This is a genomic window from Aminobacter sp. MDW-2 (assembly GCF_014250155.1).
In the GTDB taxonomy this organism is placed as follows: domain Bacteria; phylum Pseudomonadota; class Alphaproteobacteria; order Rhizobiales; family Rhizobiaceae; genus Aminobacter; species Aminobacter ciceronei.
Genome location: NZ_CP060197.1, coordinates 4145480 through 4165701 on the forward strand (window position 1 = coordinate 4145480; position 20222 = coordinate 4165701).

Genomic DNA, 20222 nt, shown 5'->3' on the forward strand with positions numbered 1-20222 from the left:
CGTTCCAGGCGAGGAAAACGCGCCCTCCTCTGGCCCCCGTTTTCGGAGCCTGACAGGATCTTCCACGCACGCATTGCGGAAAAGGTCCACGGGACACGTCAAATGAAACACCGGGCGTTTCGGCCCGGCGTTGGCGGCTAACTAGGCGAAACCGGCTGCAATGTCAACGCTTCCAAGGCAGCCGGCTCACTTCGCATCATGGAAGATGATGCCGAGCGTGAAGCGCTCGCCAGAGCGGATGCGGCTGACGCCGTGGCGCATCTTTACCCGATAGTCGCCGCGCGAACCAGCCTTGGGCCGGTCGTTGACGGCAAACAGCGCGCCATGACCGATGCCGAGCGGAACCACCTCGGCGCGCGACTGCATGCGCGGACGCTGCTCGGTCATGACGATTTCGCCGCCTGCGAATTCGGATTGCGGGTCGGAGAGCAGAATCACCAGCTGGACCGGAAACAGGTGCTCGCCATAGACGTCCTGGTGCAGGCAGTTGTAGTCGCCGGCACCGTATTTCAGGAGAAGCGGTGTCGGCCTGGTCTGGCCGTCGGCGTGGCATTCGGCAAGGAAAGCGTCGAGTTCGCAGGGATAACGCCTTGCGAGCCCCATGCGCTCGTTCCAGCCATTGGCGAAGGGCGCAAGGTGCTCATAGAAGCCGTGGCGCAGGCCCGAGATCACTTCAGGAAGCGGGTTGGCGAAGTATTTGTACTCCCCCGCCCCAAAACCATGACGCTGCATGACGATGCGGCTGCGGAATAGCGCGTCGCGATCATAGAGCGCGCGCAAGGCCTGGCAGGTCTCGTTGTCGAGCAGCGGACCGGTCGGCGCGACACCAAACTCGTCGAGTTCACTGAGGATTCGCGTCCAGTCCAGGCGCGAAACGATAGGGTTTGGCTTCATGGCGGCGCTCCGTTGTTGTTGGAGGCCGACGCTATGCGCCCAATCCGGGCGCCGCATTCCGATTCCTGCGCGGCTCAGGTATCGAGATCGAACGCCTCCCGCGCCTGGCGCATGTTGTCACGATTGCTTGCGGCCCAGCCGCCGAGCGACGCGATCGGCACGGCAAGCGACTGGCCGAGCTCGGTCAGCCCGTATTCCACCTCTGGCGGGGTTGTCGGCCGCACCGTCCGGGTGACCAGCCCGTCACGCTCCAGCGAACGCAGGGTGACCGTCAGCATGCGCTGCGAGATGCCTTCGATCGCGCGCTTGAGCGCGTTGAAGCGCACCGGCTGCTCCTGGAGATTGATGATGACGAGGATGCTCCAGGTGTCGCCGACACGGTCGAGCACCTCGCGGATCGGGCATGTGCTGCGGCCATCGGTTTCGAAGCCGGGGGTGGTGTGAAGCAGCGGCACCGCGGTTGTGGGTTTTGTCGGGGCGTTCATGTGGTTCCTCTGACGTAACCTGGGCACGAAATCATGCGTTCTTTTCGCCCTCTTCGGTTCGATCTATATAGTTATCGTTGGTAACCTGATTACAAATCATACCTGCATTCGCCTGAAATGGCAAAGCAGGCGAACAAGGAGAAGATCATGAAACTCGCTCTCATCGGCGCATCCGGCTTCGTCGGCAACGCGGTGCTCAAGGAAGCCGCTTCGCGTGACCACGAGGTCACGGCCATCGTGCGCACCCCGTCCAAGGTCGCCGCCCTCGACGGCGTCACCGCTGTCAAAGCCGACGTCAACGACATCGACGCGCTGAAGGCCGCGATCTCGGGCAGCGACGTCGTCGTCTCCGCCTTCAATGGCGGCTGGGGCGATCCGGAGATCTATGCCAAGCATCTCGCCGGCTCGAAGGCGATCGTCGCAGCCGCAAAGGCCGCCGGCAAGCGCGTCATCGTCGTCGGTGGCGCTGGCAGCCTCGAAATCGACGGCAAACAGCTGGTCGACGGCCCGCACTTCCCCGAAGCCTACAAGGACGGTGCACGCGCCGCGCGCGACGCCCTTGCGGCCCTGCGCGGCGAGACCGGTCTGGAATGGTCTTTCCTGTCGCCGGCAATCATGATGGCCCCGGGCGCACGCACCGCAAAATTCCGCACAGGTGGCGACCAGCCGGTGTTCGATGCCAATGGCGAAAGCCACATCTCGGTGGAAGACCTGGCCGTCGCCATCGTCAACGAGGCCGAAACGCCTGAGCATACGGGCAAGCGCTTCACCGTCGGCTACTGATCGGCTCGCCGAGGCTCAGTGCCCGACGGGTTTGCCGGACCTCAGTGCTTTGTCCTGTGCTCCGGCAAACCCTTGTGGCTGGTCTCGGCGAACTCCTCGAGTTCCTTTTCGGTCATCGATTCGTACATTTCCTTCGATGCGCCGACGAGTTCGCTCTTCTTGATCTCGCCGCGCTTGGCGGCGAGGGCTGCTCCAGCGGCTTTCTGCTGGGCTTTGGATACGGCTGGCATGGCGTTTCTCCTTACCTCTGGGCCTTTGGACCTCTGGGCCTTTGGACCTCTCGGGTTTGGAAAACGCCTGCCGGGCCGTCATGTTCCTTCGACCGTCAGTCCAAAGCCCTGCATCAGCCGGCGCGTCGCAAAATCGGTGCGCTTCGAGGTGAAGACGGCGATGTCGCGGCCGGCGTCGTCGCGCCACTCGCGCGAACCGTCGAGCAAGGACAGCGCGCGGCGCGCGATCGCCTCGGCCGGATCGATCCAGTCGACCGGCCAGGGCGCTGTCTTGCGCATGCGGTTGACCAGGAAAGGATAATGCGTGCAGGCAAGCACGACGATGTCGGTGCGGCGGCCGTCCTGCTCGACGAAGCACGGGGCGATTTCCTCGGCTACCGCCTGTTCATCGACGAAACCCTCGCGCATGTAGGTCTCGGCCAAGGCTGCCAGCCTGTGGCTGCCGACGAGGCGGACATGGCACTTCGACGCCCATTGGGTAATGAGGTCGCGCGTGTACTGGCGCTTCACCGTGCCCGGCGTGGCCAGCACCGAAACCAGGCCCGAACAGGTGCGCTCGGCCGCCGGCTTGATGGCCGGCACTGTGCCGACGAATGGGTGGTCGGGAAAACGCTCGCGGATCGCCTCGATGACCAGCGTCGAGGCGGTATTGCAGGGAATGACCGACAGCTCGGGCTTGAAGCGCTCGAGCAATTCGTCGAACAGGCCAAGGATGCGCTGCTTGAGCGCCGGCTCCTCCCAGTTGCCATAAGGAAATGCCGCATCATCGGCGACATAGACAAAGCGGCGGTCGGGCATCAGCACACGCGCCTCGCGCAGCACGGTCAGCCCGCCAATGCCGGAATCGAACATCAGGATCGGGCGGTCAGTCATTGTCGAGCCCTCTGCCGCCGACCGGCGGCGTGTCGTCCTCGTCGCTGCCGGCGCCACCCGAATGGGCGGCGAGGTCAACCCTGGCCTTGCGTTCGGGATAACCCTTGCCGCGCGGCTCCTTGGGCGAGAAATAGTCGAGCGAGGCAACGACGCCGCGCAGCACCTTGAGCTCGGGGGAGAAGAAGCCGGCCCGGGTCAGCACCGAGCGCAGATTGTCGACCATCTTCGGCTTCTTGGTCGCCGGGCGGAAATAGCCGCGCGCCTCGAGGGCGGATTCGAGGTGATTGAACAGGCCGTGCAACTCGTCCTTGGTCGCCGGCTTCATTTCCGGGCCAGAGAAATTGGTCTGGGTCTCATCTTCCAGACCTGATTTCATCCACTCATAGGACATCAACAGCACCGCCTGGGCGATGTTGAGCGAGGCAAATCTGGGATCGACCGGGAAGGTGACGATCTCGTCGGCCAGGCTCACTTCCTCGTTGTAGAGACCGAAACGCTCGCGCCCGAACAGTATGCCGGTGCGAAGACCTGACGCGGCGCGGCCGCGCAGCATGCGGCCGGCCTCGACGGGACCGCGCACTTCCTTGAAGCCGTCACGCTCGCGCGCGGTGGTGGCGAAGACGAAGTTGAGGTCGGCAACCGCCGATGCGAGGTCGGGGAAGACCACGACGGCGTCGATGACGTGATCGGCGTTGCTGGCAGCGGAGCGCGCCTTCTCGTTCGGCCAGCCGTCGCGTGGATTGACCAGGCGCAGTTCGCCGAGGCTGAAATTGGCCATGGCGCGCGCCACCATGCCGATGTTCTCGCCGAGCTGCGGCTCGACGAGGATGATCACGGGGGCCGCTGTTGGCATGGGGTTTTCTGACATTGTTGCGATTGAACCGAGAATTGCGCCTTTTGCGCGTCCCTGACATATTCGCGCGCGAAAATGAAGTTCCGGTAAGGGCGAGCCATGGCGGACGATCTCGCGGAACAGATCCTGGCCTTTGTCGGCGACGATCCCAATGTCGGCGAAATCCGTATGTTCGGCGGCACCTGCTTCACGCTCAACGGCAACATGATGGTCGGCACGCTGAAGGACGGCGCCTTGCTGGTGCGCGTCGGTGAGGAACAGGAGCCCGCGGCTCTCGCCTTGCCGGGCGCCAGGCGAATGGACTTCACCGGCCGCGAGATGAAAGGCTTCATCATGGTGGCGCCTGATAAGCTGGACGACCGGGCGATCGAGAGCTGGATCGCCATGGCGTCGCGCTTCGTCGGGCCGATGCCGCCGAAGACGGGCTCAGCCAGGCAAAAATGACCTGCGGCACCAGCGACGGCCAACGTCGCAGCCAGGCATTTCATACAATGTCAGCAAACAGGCCGAAGGTCGCAATCGCAATCATTTGCGCCGTCCGATTCGCTTTGGTATAGGGGCCGCACTCCCAATCGTGAACCCTCCGGGACCGGCTGGTTCCAGGCAAAAAGAGGCAATTTCCTATGGCGAAGATCAAGGTGGCCAAGCCCGTCGTCGAACTCGACGGCGACGAGATGACCCGCATCATCTGGCAGTTCATCAAGGACAAGCTGATCCACCCCTATCTCGACATCGACCTCGAATATTACGACCTCGGCATCGAACACCGCGACGCCACCAACGACCAGGTGACCATCGACGCTGCCAACGCCATCAACAAGCACGGCGTCGGCGTGAAGTGCGCCACCATCACGCCTGACGAGCAGCGCGTCGAGGAGTTCAAGCTCAAGAAGATGTGGAAGTCGCCCAACGGCACGATCCGCAACATCCTCGGCGGCACGATCTTCCGCGAGCCGATCATCATGAAGAACGTGCCGCGCCTGGTTCCGGGCTGGACCAAGCCGATCATCGTCGGCCGTCATGCCTTCGGCGACCAGTACAAGGCAACCGACTTCAAGTTCCCGGGCAAGGGCAAGCTGTCGATCAAGTTCGTCGGCGACGACGGCCAGGTGATCGAGCACGACGTGTTCGACGCCCCGGGCGCCGGCGTGGCGATGGCCATGTACAACCTCGACGAGTCGATCCGCGAATTCGCCCGCGCCTCGCTGAACTACGGCCTGCTGCGCAACTATCCGGTCTATCTGTCGACCAAGAACACCATTCTCAAGGCCTATGACGGCCGCTTCAAGGACATCTTCCAGGAGGTCTACGAGAAGGAATTCGAGGCCGAGTTCAAGGCGCGCAAGCTCTGGTACGAACACCGCCTCATCGACGACATGGTGGCTTCGAGCCTGAAGTGGTCGGGCGGTTATGTCTGGGCGTGCAAGAACTATGACGGCGACGTGCAGTCCGACACCGTGGCCCAGGGCTTCGGCTCGCTCGGCCTGATGACTTCGGTGCTGATGACCCCGGATGGCAAGACGGTGGAAGCTGAAGCTGCCCACGGCACCGTCACCCGCCACTACCGTCAGCACCAGAAGGGCGAGGAAACCTCGACCAACTCGATCGCCTCGATCTTCGCCTGGACCCGTGGCCTCGCCCACCGCGCCAAGCTCGACGACAACGCCGATCTGAAGCGTTTCTCCGAGACGCTGGAACGCGTCTGCATCCAGACGGTTGAAAGCGGCTTCATGACCAAGGACCTGTCGCTGCTGATTGGCCCCGACCAGCCCTGGCTGTCGACCACCGGTTTCCTCGACAAGATCGACGAGAACCTGCAGAAGGCGATGGGCTGATCTGCAAAAAGACAAGGCCGAACCCAGTGCATGCCGTTCATGTGACGTTTGCGACCGCGAACTATTCACAGGCCAGCAAATTGCTAGCAAAGACGGCATGCCGGTTCGGCCTTGATACCGTTGTCTACACACCGGACCATCCTGTGCTGCGCGATTTGGCGCAACGTTACCCGGCCATAATGAGCGCACGACGCGGTGCGGGCTATTGGCTCTGGAAGCCATTTGTCATCATGGATGTACTGAACAGCGTGCCGGATGGCACGCTGGTTCTCTACACCGACATCGCCATGACATTCATCGCCGACCCCGCGCCGCTCATCGCGCTGGCTGAAAAACACCCTGTTTGTCTCTTCCAGATGGGCAGCGCGATGCTGCAGTCGACATGGACAAAGCGCGATTGCTTTGTCGAGCTGAACGCCGACACCGATGAGTTCTGGTCGCTGCCGCAACTCGTAGGCGGCATTCAGCTTTACCGGGCTGGGCCGGAAGCAAGGCAGTTTGTGTCACGCCTTTCCGAAGCCATGACAAGCGAGGCATGTCTCACTGATGCCCCGAACATACACGGGCTTCCGAACCTGCCTGGCTTCGTCGACCATCGACATGACCAGTCGGTGCTGACGATCCTTGCGAAGAGACACAACGCAGCGCTGTTTCCCGATCCGTCGCAGTTTGGTCCATGGCAGAACGAGCCAGGCGAACAGCCATTCGGCGAGACAGTCTTTCTCCATCGCCGGCGGAACCAGCCGCTCCACAAGTGGGTGATCCGGCGGCTTCGCCGTCAATATACCGGTGGCCGCGAGTTTATCTGACGACCGCCGGATTTCCCTGCGCCCCCAACTCAGGCCAACGGCAGGTGGATGTCGGTCAGGAGCTCTGATGGCGCCACGTCGCGCGGGTTGTTGAGGTATTCCTCGAACATCAGCGCGTCGCGCAGTTGGCGACCCGATTTCGGCAACCATTCGGCATAGAGCCATTTGTAGGCCATGTGCATCTCGGCATACGGCCCCTTGTGGCGCAGCACGGCGTATTCGCCGCCCTGGATGGCGCGGCGCTCGAGCGGTGCGGCGGCAGGTGCCGACGCATCGGCGCTGACGCAGGCGACCGAGCGCAGTCTGTCCTCGGCAACGAGATCGGGGTCGTCGAGATAGATACCGATCATGCGCATGTCGGGCCGCGCCTGGCCGCGGGCGTAGAGCGTGCCGAACAGCTGCTCGAAGGCCTTGCCGATCTGCATGTAGGAGCCCTGATGGGGAACGCCGACGAGGCTGGTGTCGGATATGGTGCGGATCTGAACGTCGAACATGTGGGAAGCCTTTCCTCTGTGGGTTTCGAAGAGCTTGTGGCTTCCCTCCCTCCGGTAGCGCGCCGGCGGCATGCCGTAGACGGCCTTGAAGATGCGGTTGAACGACTGGACGTTGGGATAGCCGGACCGTTTCGCAATCTCCAGGACAGTCAGATCCGTCCCCACGATGTCGCCGGCGGCGCGGTGCAGCCTGAGGCGCTTGACCGTGGCGGCAGCCGTTTCACCGTAGATGGCGCGGTAGATCCTTTGCCAGTGGTAGCTCGACATGCAGGCGATGTCGGCCAGGCAGTCCATATCCAGCTCCTCGTCGAGATGCGCGTGGATGTGAGCCGAAACCCTTCTCAGGCGGGTTTCATAGACTGCCCATGCCGTTTCACCGTTCATGCCAAACCCTTTGCAAATCGATCGGCCGGACAGAAACATAGCCTGATTTGACAAATCCTGCTGAGTTCAAACCGGAGGTCCCGCACGCCTGCCGCATGACAATCCCCCAGGCCAGTGGGATAGCGGATGAGGACTGGAAGCGATACAGCTTGAGATTGCAGGCAAACAGCGTTCAGGGGCCAAGCCGATGCTGCATCACGTCGAAATCTATGTGTCGAACCTGGAGAGATCGCATGCCTTCTGGGCGTCTCTTCTCGCGCAGATCGGCTATGAGGAAACCGGGCGCTGGAACGATGGCTTCACGCTCGCCCACGGCAACCATGCCTATTTGACCTTCGTCCAGGTGGCCGAGAAGCACGCCCATCGGCCCTATCACCGGTCCGGCGTTGGCCTCAATCATCTGGCCTTTCGCGTGGAAGACAGGACGACCGTCGACAGGCTCAGGCAGGTCTGCCGGGACAACGGCATTCCCTGCCTCTATGACGAGCGTTATCCCTTCGCCAATGGCGGCAGCGACTATTACGCACTGTTCATCGAGGACCCCGACCGGATCAAGGTCGAATTTGTCGCTGCTTTTGAAGACTGATCCGCTGAAGACTGATCCGCCGGCCAGCGACCTGGACGTCGAGACGGCCAAATGAAAAGGGCGGGTGCCGAAGCTCCCGCCCTGTCGATTCCTCAGCCTGATCCAGGATCAGCCGGCCATTGCCTGGGCGACAGCCTCGACAGCCTCGTCGGCCTTGGTGGCGTCGGGGCCACCGGCCTGGGCCATGTCCGGACGGCCGCCGCCGCCCTTGCCGCCAAGGGCTGCGGATGCGACGCGAACCAGGTCGACGGCACTGAGGCGGTCGACGAGATCGGCCGTGACAGCCACGACAGCGCTGGCCTTGCCATCTTCCGACACGCCGATCAGCGTCACCACGCCCGAACCGAGGCCGGCCTTGCTTTCGTCGGCCAAGCCCTTGAGGTCCTTGGGGTCGACGCCTGACACAACTTTGCCGAGATACTTCACGCCAGATATCTCGCGCACCGCATCGGCGGAACCGCCCTGCCCGCCACCCATGGCGAGCCGCTTGCGCGCTTCGGTCAGCTCGCGTTCAAGCTTCTTGCGTTCATCGACCAGGGCTTCGACACGCGTCAGCACGTCGGCGGGCGACACCTTCAGTGCTGCTGCGACCGTCTTCAGGCGGCGGTCCTGCTCGTCGAGGTGACGACGCGCCGCCTCGCCGGTCAGCGCCTCGATGCGACGCACGCCGGCAGCGACGGCGCTGTCGGAGACGATGCGCACCAGGCCGATGTCGCCGGTGGAGCGGACATGGGTGCCGCCGCACAGCTCGACCGAATAGGGACGGTTGGCCTTGGCACCATGCAGGCCGGTGCCCATCGAGACGACCCGAACCTCGTCGCCATATTTTTCGCCGAACAGCGCCATCGCGCCCTCGGCAATGGCATCGTCGACGCTCATCAGGCGCGTGGTGACGGGGCTGTTCTGGACCACGATCTCGTTCGACATGCGCTCGACTTCCTCGAGCTCCTCGGCCGAGATCGGCTTGTTGTGCGAGATGTCGAAGCGCAGGCGCTCAGGCGCAACCAGCGAGCCCTTCTGCGCGACATGAGTGCCGAGCACCTCGCGCAGCGCCTCGTGGATCAAGTGGGTTGCCGAGTGGTTCGACCGCAAACGCGTCCGCCTGTTGTGGTCGACCTTGAGCTCGACGGCAGCGCCCGTCTTGAGCTTGCCCTTGGTGACCTTGCCGTAATGAACGAACAGGCCGTCGGCCTTCTTCTGGGTGTCGGTCACCTCGACGGCGAAGCCTTCGCCTGAAATGGTGCCGGTGTCGCCCATCTGGCCGCCCGACTCGCCGTAGAACGGCGTCTGGTTGACGACGATGGCGACGATGTCGCCCTCGTTCACGGCATCGACAACGGCGCCGTCCTTGAGCAGCGACAGGATCACGCCTTCGGCCTGCTCGGTCTCGTAGCCGAGGAATTCGGTGGCGCCGGTCTTTTCGCGGACGGAGAACCAGACGACCTCGGTCGCAGCCTCGCCGGAGCCCGCCCAGTTGGCGCGCGCCTCGGCCTTCTGCCGCTCCATCGCATCGGTGAAGCCGGCGAGATCCACCGAAATGCTGCGCTGGCGCAATGCGTCCTGCGTCAGGTCGAGCGGGAAGCCGTAGGTGTCGTAAAGCTTGAAGGCGGTTTCGCCGTCGAGCATGTCGCCCGAGCCCAGCGTCTCGGTGGCGTCCGCCAGCAGGCCCAGGCCGCGGGCGAGCGTCTTGCGGAAGCGGGTCTCTTCGAGCTTGAGCGTCTCGGTGATGAGTGCTTCGCCACGGACGAGCTCGGGATAGGCCTGCCCCATCTCGCGGATGAGTGCGGGCACCAGTTTCCACATCATCGGCTCCTGCGCGCCGAGAAGCTGCGCATGACGCATGGCGCGGCGCATGATGCGGCGCAGCACATAGCCACGGCCCTCATTCGAGGGCAGCACGCCATCGGCGACGAGGAAGCAGGACGAACGCAGGTGATCGGCCATAACGCGGTAGGAGGCGACATTGCTGTCATCCGGGCCACGGCCGATCGCCGAGGACGCGGCATCGATCAAGGTGCGGAACAGGTCTGTCTCGAACACGGTCTCGACGCCCTGCAGGATCGAGGCCATGCGCTCGAGGCCCATGCCGGTGTCGATGGACGGGCGCGGCAGCGAGATGCGCTCTTCCTTCGTCACCTGCTCATATTGCATGAAGACGAGGTTCCAGAATTCGAGGAAGCGGTCGCCATCCTCCTCGGGGCTGCCGGGAGGGCCGCCCCAGATGTGCTCGCCGCGGTCGATGAAGATTTCCGAGCACGGGCCGCACGGGCCGGTATCGCCCATCGCCCAGAAATTGTCCGAGGTGGCGATGCGAATGATGCGGTCGTCGGTGAAGCCGGCGATCTTCTTCCAGTGGTCGGCCGCCTCGTCGTCGGTGTGATAGACGGTGACGAGCAGCTTGTCCTTCTTGAGCCCGTACTCCTTGGTGATCAGGTTCCAGGCAAGCTCGATCGCCTGCTCCTTGAAATAGTCGCCAAAGGAGAAGTTGCCGAGCATCTCGAAGAAGGTGAGATGGCGCGCGGTGTAGCCGACATTGTCGAGGTCGTTGTGCTTGCCGCCGGCGCGCACGCTCTTCTGCGCGGTTGCGGCGCGCGAATAGGAGCGCGTCTCGAGCCCGGTGAAGACATTCTTGAACTGCACCATGCCGGCATTGGTGAACATCAAGGTCGGGTCATTGCGCGGGACGAGCGGACTGGAGGCTACGACCTCGTGTCCGTTCTTCTTGAAGTAGTCGAGAAATGTCGACCTGATCTCGTTCACGCCACTCATATTGCCGCCTTTGATCGCCGCCCTGAACAGATGCACCCCGCCCTTTGCAGGCGGAAATTGGAACTGGCCTTTTAGCCGCCCACCTTAACCCTGTCCAGAAACACCGGACCGGCAATAGCCCGCAATCCGCCGCCCGATCAGCGAAGCAGTCTTCACAAACGCAAACCGCCGGCACAATGGCCGGCGGTCGCTCAGATCGTCTGTCTTGGGTCTGGTCCGACGTTCGCCGGACCGGCCCCGAATGCGCCTACATCGCGCCAGCTTCGTCGCCGTCGTCTTCCTCGCGCGAGCCGTTCTCGAGGAACTTCTCGGCGATCAGACCGGCATTCTGCCTGAGCAGCTGTTCGATCTCACGCGCCGCGTCGGGATTGTTGCGCAGGAACAGCTTGGCGTTCTCGCGTCCCTGGCCGAGCCGCTGCGAATTGTAGGAGAACCAGGCGCCCGACTTCTCGACAACGCCGGCCTTGACGCCGAGATCGACGAGCTCGCCGGTCTTGGACACGCCTTCGCCATACATGATGTCAAACTCGACCTGCTTGAAGGGCGGGGCCAGCTTGTTCTTGACCACCTTGACGCGGGTCTGGTTGCCGACGACCTCGTCGCGGTCCTTGACCGAGCCGATGCGGCGGATGTCGAGGCGGACCGAAGCATAGAACTTGAGCGCGTTGCCGCCGGTGGTGGTCTCCGGCGAGCCATACATGACGCCGATCTTCATGCGGATCTGGTTGATGAAGATGACCATGGTGTTGGAGCGCGAGATCGAGGCCGTCAGCTTGCGCAGCGCCTGGCTCATCAGGCGGGCCTGCAGGCCGGGCAGCGACTCGCCCATTTCACCCTCGATCTCGGCGCGCGGCGTCAGCGCTGCAACCGAGTCGACGACCAGCACGTCGATGGCGCCGGAACGCACCAGCGTATCGCAGATCTCCAGCGCCTGCTCGCCCGTGTCGGGCTGCGAGATCAGCAGGTTCTCGAGATCGACGCCGAGCTTGCGGGCATAGACCGGGTCGAGCGCGTGTTCGGCGTCGACGAAGGCGCAGATGCCGCCCTTCTTCTGGGCTTCGGCCACGGTGTGCAAAGCGAGCGTCGTCTTGCCCGAGCTTTCCGGCCCGTAGATTTCGATGATGCGTCCGCGCGGCAGGCCACCGACGCCAAGAGCGATGTCGAGGCCGAGCGAGCCGGTGGAGACCGTTCCGATCTCGACAACCTGCTCATTGGCGCCCAGGCGCATGATCGAGCCCTTGCCGAAGGCGCGTTCGATCTGCGACAGCGCCGCGTCCAGAGCCTTGGATTTGTCCACCGAATTATCCTCTACAAGCCGCAATGAATTCTGAGCCATGATACATCACCCCGTGGTCGTCAATGAAGGCCGGCAGATCCGGTACCGATATAATTTTGTATCTGTTTTGTTCTCATTTGGCAAGAGCAGTCAACTTACTGATATTTATGTTTAATCACATGCGTGTTCTTTTTTTGTTTTAAAGCTGCACGTGATGCGATGTCGCATATGGCGCGACACGCCGCCGTGAAAATCCGCCCGCGCCGCGATTCGGTTGCCGCCCGCCTCGCCAGACACTAAGTTCCACGCCCGAAACCTCTGCCGGACACCTGCATCATGACGTCACCCAAGATCCTTGCCATCGGAGGCGCACATGTCGACCGGCGCGGCCGCATGACGGCACCGTTCGTGGCGGGCGCCTCGATCCCCGGCTCGATGAGCGAGGAGGTTGGCGGCGGCGCTTTCAATGCGTTGCGGGGTGCAGTGCGTCGCGGGGCGACCGGCGCCTTGATGTCGGTGCGCGGCGGCGACGCGGCCGGCGACGCCGTGGCGTCGGAGATCGCGACCAACGGCATCGAGGACCTGTCGGCCATCTTCCTCGACCGGGCGACGCCGAGCTACACCGCCCTGCTCGACCGCGACGGCGACGTGGTCGCGGCACTGGCAGACATGAGCCTCTACGAACTTGCCTTCGCCAAGCAGCTCAGGCGCGCCAAGACGCGTGAGGCGATCGCAGGCACGGATGCCGTGCTGTGCGACGCCAACCTGCCCGAAGCAGCGCTGACCAGGCTCGGCGAGATTGCCGACAAGCCGCTGTTTGCCATTGCGATTTCGCCCGCCAAGGCGGTGCGGCTGGCGCCGATCCTCGGCAAGCTCTCCTGCCTCTACATGAACCGGCGCGAGGCGGCGGTGCTGGCTGATGTCGCTGCCGATTCCACGCCCGACGCCTTCGCCCGCGGCCTGCGCGCCACGGGGCTCAAGCGCGGGGTCGTCACGGCAGGCGGAAGCTCGGTCTTTGCCTATGACGCCGCCGGCCTGATGGAGATCACACCGCCTGCCCCACGCTGGATCGTCGACGTGACCGGCGCCGGCGACGCGCTGGCGGGGGCAACGACGGTGGCGCTTCTGCGCGGGCTGCCGCTCGAGCGGGCGCTGCGCGAGGGCATTGCCGCAGCCGTGCTGGCCATAGAAAGTGCCTCGGCGGTGCCCGATCTCGCCCAGGCAGACTTTGACGCGGCGCTGGCCCTTGTGCCGCAAGCCCGGGAAATGGCATGACGCGGACCAAGGAGACCAACATGACGCCTGAAACCGCCCGCCCCTTCATCGACATCCACGCGCCCGTCGCCGCAGCTCTTGCCGCCGGCAAGCCGGTTGTCGCGCTCGAAAGCACCATCATCACCCACGGCATGCCCTATCCCGACAATTCGGCTATGGCGGCCAATGTCGAGAAGATCATCTCGGACGAAGGTGCGGTGCCCGCAACGATCGCCGTCATCGGCGGCCGCATCAAGATCGGCCTGTCGGACGGCGAGCGCGAATCGCTGGCCATGACCGGCGGCGCAATGAAGCTGTCGCGCGCCGACATCGCCTATGCGGTTGCCGAAGGCCGCACCGGCGGCACGACCGTGGCGGCGACGATGATCGCGGCCCATCTCGCCGGCATCAAGGTGTTCGCGACCGGCGGCATCGGCGGCGTGCACAAGGGCGCCGAGAAGAGCTTTGACATCTCGGCCGACCTCGACGAGCTGGCGCGCACGCCTGTCATCGTGGTCTCGGCCGGCGCCAAGGCGATCCTCGACATCGAAAAGACGTTGGAAGTGCTGGAGACGCGCGGCGTGCCTGTTGTCGCCTACGGCTCCGACATCGTGCCGGCCTTCTGGTCGCGCAAGTCGCCCTATGCGGCACCGCTGCGCCTCGACACAGCTGACAAGATCGCCCGCCTGCATGCGACGCGCGCAGCACTCGGCCTCGACGGCGGCCTTTTGGTCGCCAACCCGGTGCCGGAGAGCGACGAGATCCCGACTGAAACGATGGCCAGCTACATCGAAGCGGCCCAGAAGGCGGCCGAGGCGCAAAACATCTCGGGCAAGGCGGTGACGCCGTTCCTGCTGGCCAAGATTCTCGAACTGACCAACGGCGCCAGCTTGAAGACCAACATCGCCTTGGTCGAGAACAATGCGCGGCTGGCGGCCAAGGTGGCGATCGCGCTGGCCAAGGCGTGAACCGCATCCACGTCAATATTAGCGCTTCATCATATACATTCCGAACAAGCAGGCTTAAGCTGCGGCGCGGCCAGCCTGCCGTCCGGGATTGCCCGGCGGCATCATCGGGGTTTGCGTGATGTCCGACAGTGGCGGGCGTTGCCGACTTCTCAGCATGCAGGCATTCGCGCGCTGCTGCGCTGCCGTAGCGTTTGCGTTGCTGGCATTGTCTGTCATGACCGCCCCGGCTTCGGCGCATCGGGCGGCTTCAGGCTGGAACTATCCGCCGGCCTGCTGCCATGGCGACATCGAACATGGCGAGTGCCAGGCCATTCCCGAGAAGTCAGTCAAGGAGAATGGCGGCGGCTGGTCGATCGTGCTGGAGCCCGGCGATCACCGCAAGGTGACGCACCACAACCGCTATTTCGTACCCTATGGCTCGGAAATCCCCTCGGGCGACGGCAACTATCACATCTGCCTGCATCCGACCGAAGAGCACGAGAACTGCTTCTTCGTGCCGCCCGGCGAGATGTGAAGTTATTTCTTGCTGCGCAGTGCCGCCTCGAACGCCTTGCGCGCCCACACGGTCATTTCATCAGGATCGTCGACAGCGCTTTCGGGGATTGTCCAGTAGGGCATGTTGACCGGTCGCCCGCCGGCATCGGTCCAGCGCGTTGCCCCCGCCGCCTCGAAATCGGGCGCGCTCACCGCATCGGCCTTGAGCAGGATTTCGCCACGCACCTCGACGCCGACGATCAGGCCGTCGTGATAGATGCCCTTGCCGCCGAACATCTTGCGGATGGTGACATCGCCAAGGCCGGAGAAGGTCTCGCGGATGGCTTCGTCGCTCATTGGCAAACCTCTCGGATTGGGCGCAGCCCTCTCGGATTGGCGGCAGACCTCCCGGATCAGGCCTGCGCGCGCGCTTCGGCGAGCGCCTTGAGGTCGGCGGGCTTCAGCTCGACCGACTCACCGCAGCCGCAGGCCGAGCTCTGGTTCGGATTGTTGAAGGTGAAGCCGGTACGCAAGGTCGTGACCTCGAAGTCCATCTGCGTGCCGAACAGGAAGAGCGCGGCTTCAGGAGCGACATAGACATGGGCGCCGTCGCGCTCGATGTGGTCGTCCTTGGGGTTCGGCTCGGTCACCAGGTCGACCGTATATTCCATGCCGGCGCAGCCGCCCTTCTTGATGCCGAGGCGGATGCCCTTGGCATTGTCACGGGTGGCCATGATCTCGCGCACCCGCTCAGCGGCCCTGTCGGTCATTGTGATGACGGCGAAGCGTCCCATTTCATTCTCCACTTTCGCGCGGGTTCAAGGCCTGCGGAATGAGTCTTCCTGTTAACATGGGGAAGTCCCTTGCCTCGCGCAAGACACTCCCTGAATCAGTTGCATTCGCTAGCTTGACCAACGCACAACCGCACGCTGTATTGGTGCAATGTCAGAGGCTGGACGCATCAGACAGGCACCTAATGACTCGGTCGAGTTTCGAGCTTCGGTGGTACGGTTGGCGCTAATATTCCTCGGATCGCTTGTGCTGGCAGCTTTGGCCGTTTGGATGGCCCGAAATGCGGAGATCGATCCATTCAGAAGGCTTGTTGGCTGGCTAGGGGCACCCTTCTTTCTGTTGTGCGCCATAATCTCCGTTCTTCGATCGTTTAACCGGCCAGTCGTAATCGTGTCGCCAGATGGCATACAAGACACGCGCATCTCACCACAATTCATTCCCTGGACAGCTGTCGAATCGGTTTCGACCATACAGGTCAGAGACGTAAGATTCATAGTGCTGAATCTGAGTGCGCCTGCTTATGCAAACCTGCAACTGTCTTCACTAACCAGGATAACCAGCCGTTCCAATCAGGCCTACGGAATGGACTGCGTCCACATAGGAACCGTAGAGCTTCCAGTCAAATTCGACGAGTTCCACTCCACCGTGACATCGTTCGCGCGCGCCCGCGGCGTCAAAGTTGACTGACCTCAGTACCAGCCCACTGCGACCTGGGCTTCTTCCGACATGCGGTCGGGCGTCCATGGCGGGTCGAAGGTCATGTTGACCTCGACGCCCGACACGCCTTCGACGGCGCCGACGGCATTCTGCACCCAGCCGGGCATCTCGCCTGCCACCGGGCAGCCCGGGGCGGTCAGCGTCATGTCGATCTTGACGGTGCGGTCGTCCTCGATGTCGATCTTGTAGACGAGGCCGAGCTCGTAGATGTCGGCCGGAATTTCCGGATCGTAGACCGTCTTCAGCGCCGAGACGATGTCGTCGGTCAGCCGCGCCAGCTCGTCCGCCGGAATGGCCGAGGCCGACAGGACGCCGTTGCCGCCGGTTTCGGGAGCGGTCTCGTCGGTGGTCGCTGCGATAACGTCTTCCATGGTGCTCATCCGAAGAATTTCCGTGCTTTTTCAAGCGCCTCGGCCAGGACGTCTATCTCGGCCTTGGTGTTGTACATGCCAAAGGATGCCCTGCATGTGGAGGTGACGCCGAAGCGTTTCAACAGCGGCTGGGCGCAGTGGGTGCCGGCGCGCACGGCGACACCCTGGCGGTCGATGACCATCGACACGTCGTGGGCGTGGATGCCCTGCAGCTCGAACGAGACGATGGAGCCCTTGCCGGGTGCATCGCCGAAGATGCGCAGCGAGTTGATCGAGCGCAGCCGCTCATGGGCGTAATCGCGCAGCATCGCCTCGTGTGCTGCGATGCGCTCGCGGCCGATGCCATCGATGTAGTCGAGCGCAGCACCCAGGCCGATCGCCTGGACGATCGGCGGCGTGCCGGCCTCGAAACGGTGCGGCGGTTCGTTATAGGTGACGATGTCTTCAGTGACTTCGACGATCATTTCGCCGCCGCCATGGAACGGGCGCATGCGCTCGAGCAGCTCGCGCTTGCCGTAGAGCACGCCAATGCCAGAGGGGCCGTAGAGCTTGTGGCCAGTCATGACGAAGAAGTCGCAGTCGAGATCCTGCACGTCGATCGGCATGTGGACGGCACTCTGGCTGCCGTCGACAAGAACCGGGATGCCGCGCGCATGCGCGATGCGGCAGATCTCCTTGATCGGCGTCACCGTGCCGAGCGCGTTCGACATATGGGTGATCGCAACCAGCTTGGTCCGGTCGGTCAGGCGCTTCTCGAATTCCTCGACATGGAAGGCGCCGAGGTCGTCGACCGGCACCCAAACGAGCTTGGCGCCCTGGCGTTCCCTGATGAAATGCCAGGGCACGATGTTGGAGTGGTGCTCCATGATCGACAGAACGACATCGTCGCCCTCACCGATATTGGGCATGCCGTAGCCATAGGCAACGGTGTTGATCGCCGAGGTGGCGTTGGAGGTGAAGACGATCTGATTGACATCAGGCGCGTTGAGGAAGCGGCGCACGCTCTCGCGCGCCTTCTCATAGGCATCGGTCGCGGCATTGGAGAGGAAATGCAGGCCGCGATGGACGTTGGCGTATTCGTTGGAATAGGCGTGGGTGATGGCGTCGATGACGACCTGCGGCTTCTGGGCCGAAGCACCATTGTCGAGATAGACGAGCGGCTTGCCATAGACTTCGCGCGACAGGATCGGGAAGTCCCGGCGGATCGCCTCTACGTCATAGGTGCTGGCTTCGACTTTGTTGTCCATCTTCATGCCCTTGCCGTCATCAGCTGTGCCGGACCTTCTCCCCTGGCAAGGGGAGAAGGATCAGGCCTCAGCCATGCGTCGCAAACCAGTTGCTCAGCAGCTCTTCCAGCGGATCGACGACGCTTTCGTCCTCGAGTTCCTCGATGACCTCGGCCAGGAAGGCGCGGATCAGCAGGCCCCGGGCCGACTTCTCGTCGATGCCGCGCGCCATCAGATAGAACAGATGGTTGTGGTCGATCTCGGTGACGGTGGCGCCATGACCGCAGGCGACGTCGTCGGCGAAGATCTCCAGCTCCGGCTTGGTCGAAAACTCGCCGTCGTCGGACAACAACAGCGTGTTGCAGGCCATGCGGGCGTCGGTCTTCTGGGCGATCTGGTGCACGTTGATACGGCCCTGGAACACGCCCTTGGCGCGGCCGGTGACGACATTGCGCACCACTTCGGTCGAGGAGGTGTGCGGCACGGCGTGGTCGAGCACCATGGTGACGTCGACATGGCTGTCGCCGGCGAGCAGGTTGACGCCGCGCAGCTTGAAGTCGGCGCCTTCACCTGACGCCTTGACGATGACCTCCTGGCGGACGAGCTTGCCGCCGGCATTCATCACGAACAGGGTCAGCTTGGCGTTCTTGCCGAGTTCGGCCTTGAACTGGGCGAGATGGGTCGCCGTCTCCGGCTGGTCCTGGACGATCAGCCACAGCACCTCGGCATCGTCGCCGACCAGAAGCTGGCTGACGGAGCTGACGAGGCCAGCGCCCTCGCCCGTCTGGCGCTCGACGATGGTCGCCTTGGCGCCGGCACCGACACGCACCGGTAGACGCACATGGCTCTGGCCGCCGGCCTGGAGGTTCTGCAGTTCGACCGGCTTGTCCAGCTGGACGCCTGCTTCGATGTCGACGAAATAGCCGTCAGCGACAAAGGCGGTGTTGATGGCGCCGATGGCGTCATCGGTACCGTAGGTGACGAGCGCCGCGGCATAGCTGCCGTCGGTGAGCTTGTCGGCAAGACGCTGGAGGGTAACGCCCTCGATGCTCGACACCGCCTGCGACACGCCATTGGCAAGCGACAGCACGGTCGAACCTTCGATCAGCGGGGCGACCGACTTGGCCTTGACGCTGGCGTCGAAGGCGGGAACGGTAGCCAGAAGGCGGCGCAGATCGGTGTAGTGCCAGGATTCGACGCGGCGCGTCGGCAGGCCGGCCTTGACCTGCTCGATGGCGTCGTCGCGCTTGACCATAATGGCGCCATCGCCGGGAAGCAGCGACAGCCGCTCGCCGAAGGCGTCGACAAGCGCCGCCTCCGCGGGGGTGCGCTGGATTTCAGCACGCATGTTCATGGTCGACACCTCAAGCCGCCTCTTCGATGATCCCGGCGTAGCCGTTCTCTTCGAGTTCGAGCGCCAGCGACTTGTCGCCCGACTTGATGACCTGGCCCTTGTAGAGCACATGGACGGTATCGGGAACGATGTGGTCGAGCAGGCGCTGGTAGTGGGTTATGACGACCACCGCGCGGTCGGGCGAACGCAGTGCGTTGACGCCGTCGGAGACGATCTTCAGCGCATCGATGTCGAGCCCGGAGTCGGTCTCGTCGAGCACGCAGAGCTGCGGCTCGAGCAACTTCATCTGCAGAATCTCGGCGCGCTTCTTCTCACCGCCGGAGAAGCCGACATTGACCGGACGCTTGAGCATGTTGATGTCCATGTCGAGCGAGGCAGCGGCTTCCTTCACGCGCTTGAGAAAGTCCGGGATCTTCAGCGGCTCTTCGCCACGCGCCTTGCGCTGCGAGTTCATCGCCACCTTGAGGAACTCCATCGTGGCAACGCCCGGTATCTCCATCGGATACTGGAAGGCCAGGAAGATGCCCTTGGCGGCGCGCTCGGCCGGGTCCATCTCCAGGATCGACTCGCCGTTGTAGAGGATCTCGCCCTCGGTCACCTCATAGTCCTCGCGGCCGGCGAGGATGTAGGACAGTGTCGACTTGCCCGAGCCATTGGGGCCCATTATGGCTGCGACTTCGCCTGCCTTCACCGTCAGGTTCAGGCCGCGGATGATCTCGATGCCGCTGTCGGCGATACGGGCATGCAGGTTCTTGATCTCAAGCATTTCGTTCAGCTTTCTTCACTTCAGGCGCC

General features: G+C 63.4%; 23 protein-coding genes. 9 read left to right on the top strand and 14 right to left on the bottom strand.

From position 1 onward, the window contains the following. Positions 1-186: 186 nt before the first annotated feature. A complete protein-coding gene (locus H5P29_RS20475; RefSeq protein ID WP_154385521.1) occupies positions 187-894 on the bottom strand; it encodes a 2OG-Fe(II) oxygenase in 708 nt (235 codons plus the stop codon). A 74-nt stretch (positions 895-968) separates the two neighbouring features. Further along, positions 969-1379 (bottom strand): helix-turn-helix domain-containing protein, encoded by a 411-nt coding sequence (locus H5P29_RS20480; protein ID WP_154385522.1) that lies wholly within the window; start codon positions 1377-1379, stop codon positions 969-971. A gap of 147 nt (positions 1380-1526) precedes the next feature. Here H5P29_RS20480 and H5P29_RS20485 point away from each other — a divergent pair, with 147 nt between their 5' ends. Then, positions 1527-2162, top strand: a complete 636-nt coding sequence (locus H5P29_RS20485) for an NAD(P)-dependent oxidoreductase (protein ID WP_154385523.1) — start codon at positions 1527-1529, stop codon at positions 2160-2162. Between the two features lie 41 nt (positions 2163-2203). Here H5P29_RS20485 and H5P29_RS20490 read toward each other — a convergent pair whose 3' ends face one another. The 3 genes from H5P29_RS20490 to H5P29_RS20500 form a co-directional block, all read right to left on the bottom strand. After that, positions 2204-2392 carry a DUF3008 family protein gene (locus H5P29_RS20490; RefSeq protein ID WP_067962645.1) on the bottom strand — a complete coding sequence of 63 codons (189 nt, stop codon included), beginning with the start codon at positions 2390-2392 and terminating at the stop codon, positions 2204-2206. Positions 2393-2470: 78 nt separating this feature from the next. After that, entirely contained in the window at positions 2471-3265 is a 795-nt protein-coding gene (gene murI / locus H5P29_RS20495; protein WP_067962648.1) for a glutamate racemase, read from the bottom strand. Continuing rightward, positions 3258-4118, bottom strand: a complete 861-nt coding sequence (locus H5P29_RS20500; RefSeq protein ID WP_246340630.1) for an RNA methyltransferase — start codon at positions 4116-4118, stop codon at positions 3258-3260. Before H5P29_RS20500 ends, murI begins: the two co-directional genes overlap by 8 nt. Positions 4119-4217: 99 nt before the next feature. Between H5P29_RS20500 and H5P29_RS20505 the strand changes: the two genes are divergently transcribed. From H5P29_RS20505 to H5P29_RS20515, 3 genes are all read left to right on the top strand, one after another. Next, positions 4218-4562, top strand: a complete 345-nt coding sequence (locus tag H5P29_RS20505) for a TfoX/Sxy family protein (protein WP_154385525.1) — start codon at positions 4218-4220, stop codon at positions 4560-4562. A gap of 179 nt (positions 4563-4741) precedes the next feature. Further along, on the top strand, positions 4742-5953 hold the full coding sequence (locus tag H5P29_RS20510) for an NADP-dependent isocitrate dehydrogenase (RefSeq protein WP_067962660.1): 1212 nt from the start codon (positions 4742-4744) through the stop codon (positions 5951-5953). 41 nt (positions 5954-5994) lie between these two features. Further along, positions 5995-6762: a hypothetical protein gene (locus H5P29_RS20515; RefSeq protein ID WP_169808337.1), complete on the top strand. Its 768-nt coding sequence runs from the start codon at positions 5995-5997 to the stop codon at positions 6760-6762. Positions 6763-6791: 29 nt separating this feature from the next. On the opposite strand, the gene H5P29_RS20520 is transcribed toward H5P29_RS20515, so the two are convergent. Then, the gene (locus H5P29_RS20520) at positions 6792-7640 is read right to left on the bottom strand and encodes a GyrI-like domain-containing protein (protein ID WP_154385526.1); all 849 of its coding nucleotides are present in this window, start codon (positions 7638-7640) and stop codon (positions 6792-6794) included. A 187-nt stretch (positions 7641-7827) separates the two neighbouring features. Between H5P29_RS20520 and H5P29_RS20525 the strand changes: the two genes are divergently transcribed. Further along, complete coding sequence (locus H5P29_RS20525; RefSeq protein ID WP_067962669.1) at positions 7828-8226, top strand: VOC family protein; 399 nt, start codon at positions 7828-7830, stop codon at positions 8224-8226. Between the two features lie 108 nt (positions 8227-8334). Here the strand turns inward: H5P29_RS20525 and alaS are convergent, their stop codons facing one another. After that, positions 8335-10995, bottom strand: a complete 2661-nt coding sequence (gene alaS / locus H5P29_RS20530) for an alanine--tRNA ligase (RefSeq protein ID WP_067966656.1) — start codon at positions 10993-10995, stop codon at positions 8335-8337. Positions 10996-11242: 247 nt separating this feature from the next. Continuing rightward, on the bottom strand, positions 11243-12331 hold the full coding sequence (recA, locus tag H5P29_RS20535; protein WP_067962672.1) for a recombinase RecA: 1089 nt from the start codon (positions 12329-12331) through the stop codon (positions 11243-11245). Positions 12332-12607: 276 nt separating this feature from the next. Here recA and H5P29_RS20540 point away from each other — a divergent pair, with 276 nt between their 5' ends. The 3 genes from H5P29_RS20540 to H5P29_RS20550 all read left to right on the top strand — a co-directional run bounded on the left by H5P29_RS20540 (position 12608) and on the right by H5P29_RS20550 (position 15007). After that, entirely contained in the window at positions 12608-13546 is a 939-nt protein-coding gene (locus H5P29_RS20540) for a carbohydrate kinase family protein (protein ID WP_154385527.1), read from the top strand. A 20-nt stretch (positions 13547-13566) separates the two neighbouring features. Beyond that, complete coding sequence (locus H5P29_RS20545) at positions 13567-14493, top strand: pseudouridine-5'-phosphate glycosidase (RefSeq protein ID WP_154385608.1); 927 nt, start codon at positions 13567-13569, stop codon at positions 14491-14493. Between the two features lie 214 nt (positions 14494-14707). Further along, positions 14708-15007 carry a hypothetical protein gene (locus tag H5P29_RS20550; protein WP_154385528.1) on the top strand — a complete coding sequence of 100 codons (300 nt, stop codon included), beginning with the start codon at positions 14708-14710 and terminating at the stop codon, positions 15005-15007. Between the two features lie 2 nt (positions 15008-15009). Here the strand turns inward: H5P29_RS20550 and H5P29_RS20555 are convergent, their stop codons facing one another. After that, a complete protein-coding gene (locus H5P29_RS20555; protein ID WP_154385529.1) occupies positions 15010-15324 on the bottom strand; it encodes a TfoX/Sxy family protein in 315 nt (104 codons plus the stop codon). A 56-nt stretch (positions 15325-15380) separates the two neighbouring features. Then, positions 15381-15761: a Fe-S cluster assembly scaffold SufA gene (gene sufA / locus H5P29_RS20560; protein WP_154385530.1), complete on the bottom strand. Its 381-nt coding sequence runs from the start codon at positions 15759-15761 to the stop codon at positions 15381-15383. A 148-nt stretch (positions 15762-15909) separates the two neighbouring features. Here sufA and H5P29_RS32965 point away from each other — a divergent pair, with 148 nt between their 5' ends. Beyond that, entirely contained in the window at positions 15910-16446 is a 537-nt protein-coding gene (locus H5P29_RS32965; protein WP_371818576.1) for an STM3941 family protein, read from the top strand. 2 nt (positions 16447-16448) lie between these two features. On the opposite strand, the gene H5P29_RS20565 is transcribed toward H5P29_RS32965, so the two are convergent. The 4 genes from H5P29_RS20565 to sufC form a co-directional block, all read right to left on the bottom strand. Continuing rightward, positions 16449-16847 (bottom strand): SUF system Fe-S cluster assembly protein, encoded by a 399-nt coding sequence (locus H5P29_RS20565; protein ID WP_154385609.1) that lies wholly within the window; start codon positions 16845-16847, stop codon positions 16449-16451. A gap of 5 nt (positions 16848-16852) precedes the next feature. Then, positions 16853-18094: a cysteine desulfurase gene (locus H5P29_RS20570; protein ID WP_154385531.1), complete on the bottom strand. Its 1242-nt coding sequence runs from the start codon at positions 18092-18094 to the stop codon at positions 16853-16855. A gap of 67 nt (positions 18095-18161) precedes the next feature. Then, positions 18162-19427 carry a Fe-S cluster assembly protein SufD gene (gene sufD, locus H5P29_RS20575; protein WP_154385532.1) on the bottom strand — a complete coding sequence of 422 codons (1266 nt, stop codon included), beginning with the start codon at positions 19425-19427 and terminating at the stop codon, positions 18162-18164. 10 nt (positions 19428-19437) lie between these two features. Then, a complete protein-coding gene (gene sufC, locus H5P29_RS20580) occupies positions 19438-20193 on the bottom strand; it encodes a Fe-S cluster assembly ATPase SufC (RefSeq protein WP_154385533.1) in 756 nt (251 codons plus the stop codon). Between the last annotated feature and the right edge of the window lie 29 nt (positions 20194-20222).

Excerpts from the sequence above, each read along its gene's own strand:
- H5P29_RS20490 (WP_067962645.1), bottom strand. The coding sequence starts at position 2,392 with ATGCCAGCCGTATCCAAAGCCCAGCAGAAAGCCGCTGGAGCAGCCCTC.
- H5P29_RS20520 (WP_154385526.1), bottom strand. The coding sequence starts at position 7,640 with ATGAACGGTGAAACGGCATGGGCAGTCTATGAAACCCGCCTGAGAAGG.
- H5P29_RS20570 (WP_154385531.1), bottom strand. The coding sequence starts at position 18,094 with ATGGACAACAAAGTCGAAGCCAGCACCTATGACGTAGAGGCGATCCGC.
- H5P29_RS20555 (WP_154385529.1), bottom strand. The coding sequence starts at position 15,324 with ATGAGCGACGAAGCCATCCGCGAGACCTTCTCCGGCCTTGGCGATGTC.
- H5P29_RS20540 (WP_154385527.1), top strand. The coding sequence starts at position 12,608 with ATGACGTCACCCAAGATCCTTGCCATCGGAGGCGCACATGTCGACCGG.
- H5P29_RS20525 (WP_067962669.1), top strand. The coding sequence starts at position 7,828 with ATGCTGCATCACGTCGAAATCTATGTGTCGAACCTGGAGAGATCGCAT.
- H5P29_RS20485 (WP_154385523.1), top strand. The coding sequence starts at position 1,527 with ATGAAACTCGCTCTCATCGGCGCATCCGGCTTCGTCGGCAACGCGGTG.
- sufC (WP_154385533.1), bottom strand. The coding sequence starts at position 20,193 with ATGCTTGAGATCAAGAACCTGCATGCCCGTATCGCCGACAGCGGCATC.
- H5P29_RS20545 (WP_154385608.1), top strand. The coding sequence starts at position 13,567 with ATGACGCCTGAAACCGCCCGCCCCTTCATCGACATCCACGCGCCCGTC.
- H5P29_RS20510 (WP_067962660.1), top strand. The coding sequence starts at position 4,742 with ATGGCGAAGATCAAGGTGGCCAAGCCCGTCGTCGAACTCGACGGCGAC.
- H5P29_RS20505 (WP_154385525.1), top strand. The coding sequence starts at position 4,218 with ATGGCGGACGATCTCGCGGAACAGATCCTGGCCTTTGTCGGCGACGAT.
- sufD (WP_154385532.1), bottom strand. The coding sequence starts at position 19,427 with ATGAACATGCGTGCTGAAATCCAGCGCACCCCCGCGGAGGCGGCGCTT.
- sufA (WP_154385530.1), bottom strand. The coding sequence starts at position 15,761 with ATGGGACGCTTCGCCGTCATCACAATGACCGACAGGGCCGCTGAGCGG.
- H5P29_RS20500 (WP_246340630.1), bottom strand. The coding sequence starts at position 4,118 with ATGCCAACAGCGGCCCCCGTGATCATCCTCGTCGAGCCGCAGCTCGGC.
- H5P29_RS20550 (WP_154385528.1), top strand. The coding sequence starts at position 14,708 with ATGACCGCCCCGGCTTCGGCGCATCGGGCGGCTTCAGGCTGGAACTAT.
- H5P29_RS20480 (WP_154385522.1), bottom strand. The coding sequence starts at position 1,379 with ATGAACGCCCCGACAAAACCCACAACCGCGGTGCCGCTGCTTCACACC.
- H5P29_RS32965 (WP_371818576.1), top strand. The coding sequence starts at position 15,910 with ATGTCAGAGGCTGGACGCATCAGACAGGCACCTAATGACTCGGTCGAG.
- H5P29_RS20565 (WP_154385609.1), bottom strand. The coding sequence starts at position 16,847 with ATGGAAGACGTTATCGCAGCGACCACCGACGAGACCGCTCCCGAAACC.
- H5P29_RS20475 (WP_154385521.1), bottom strand. The coding sequence starts at position 894 with ATGAAGCCAAACCCTATCGTTTCGCGCCTGGACTGGACGCGAATCCTC.
- murI (WP_067962648.1), bottom strand. The coding sequence starts at position 3,265 with ATGACTGACCGCCCGATCCTGATGTTCGATTCCGGCATTGGCGGGCTG.
- recA (WP_067962672.1), bottom strand. The coding sequence starts at position 12,331 with ATGGCTCAGAATTCATTGCGGCTTGTAGAGGATAATTCGGTGGACAAA.
- alaS (WP_067966656.1), bottom strand. The coding sequence starts at position 10,995 with ATGAGTGGCGTGAACGAGATCAGGTCGACATTTCTCGACTACTTCAAG.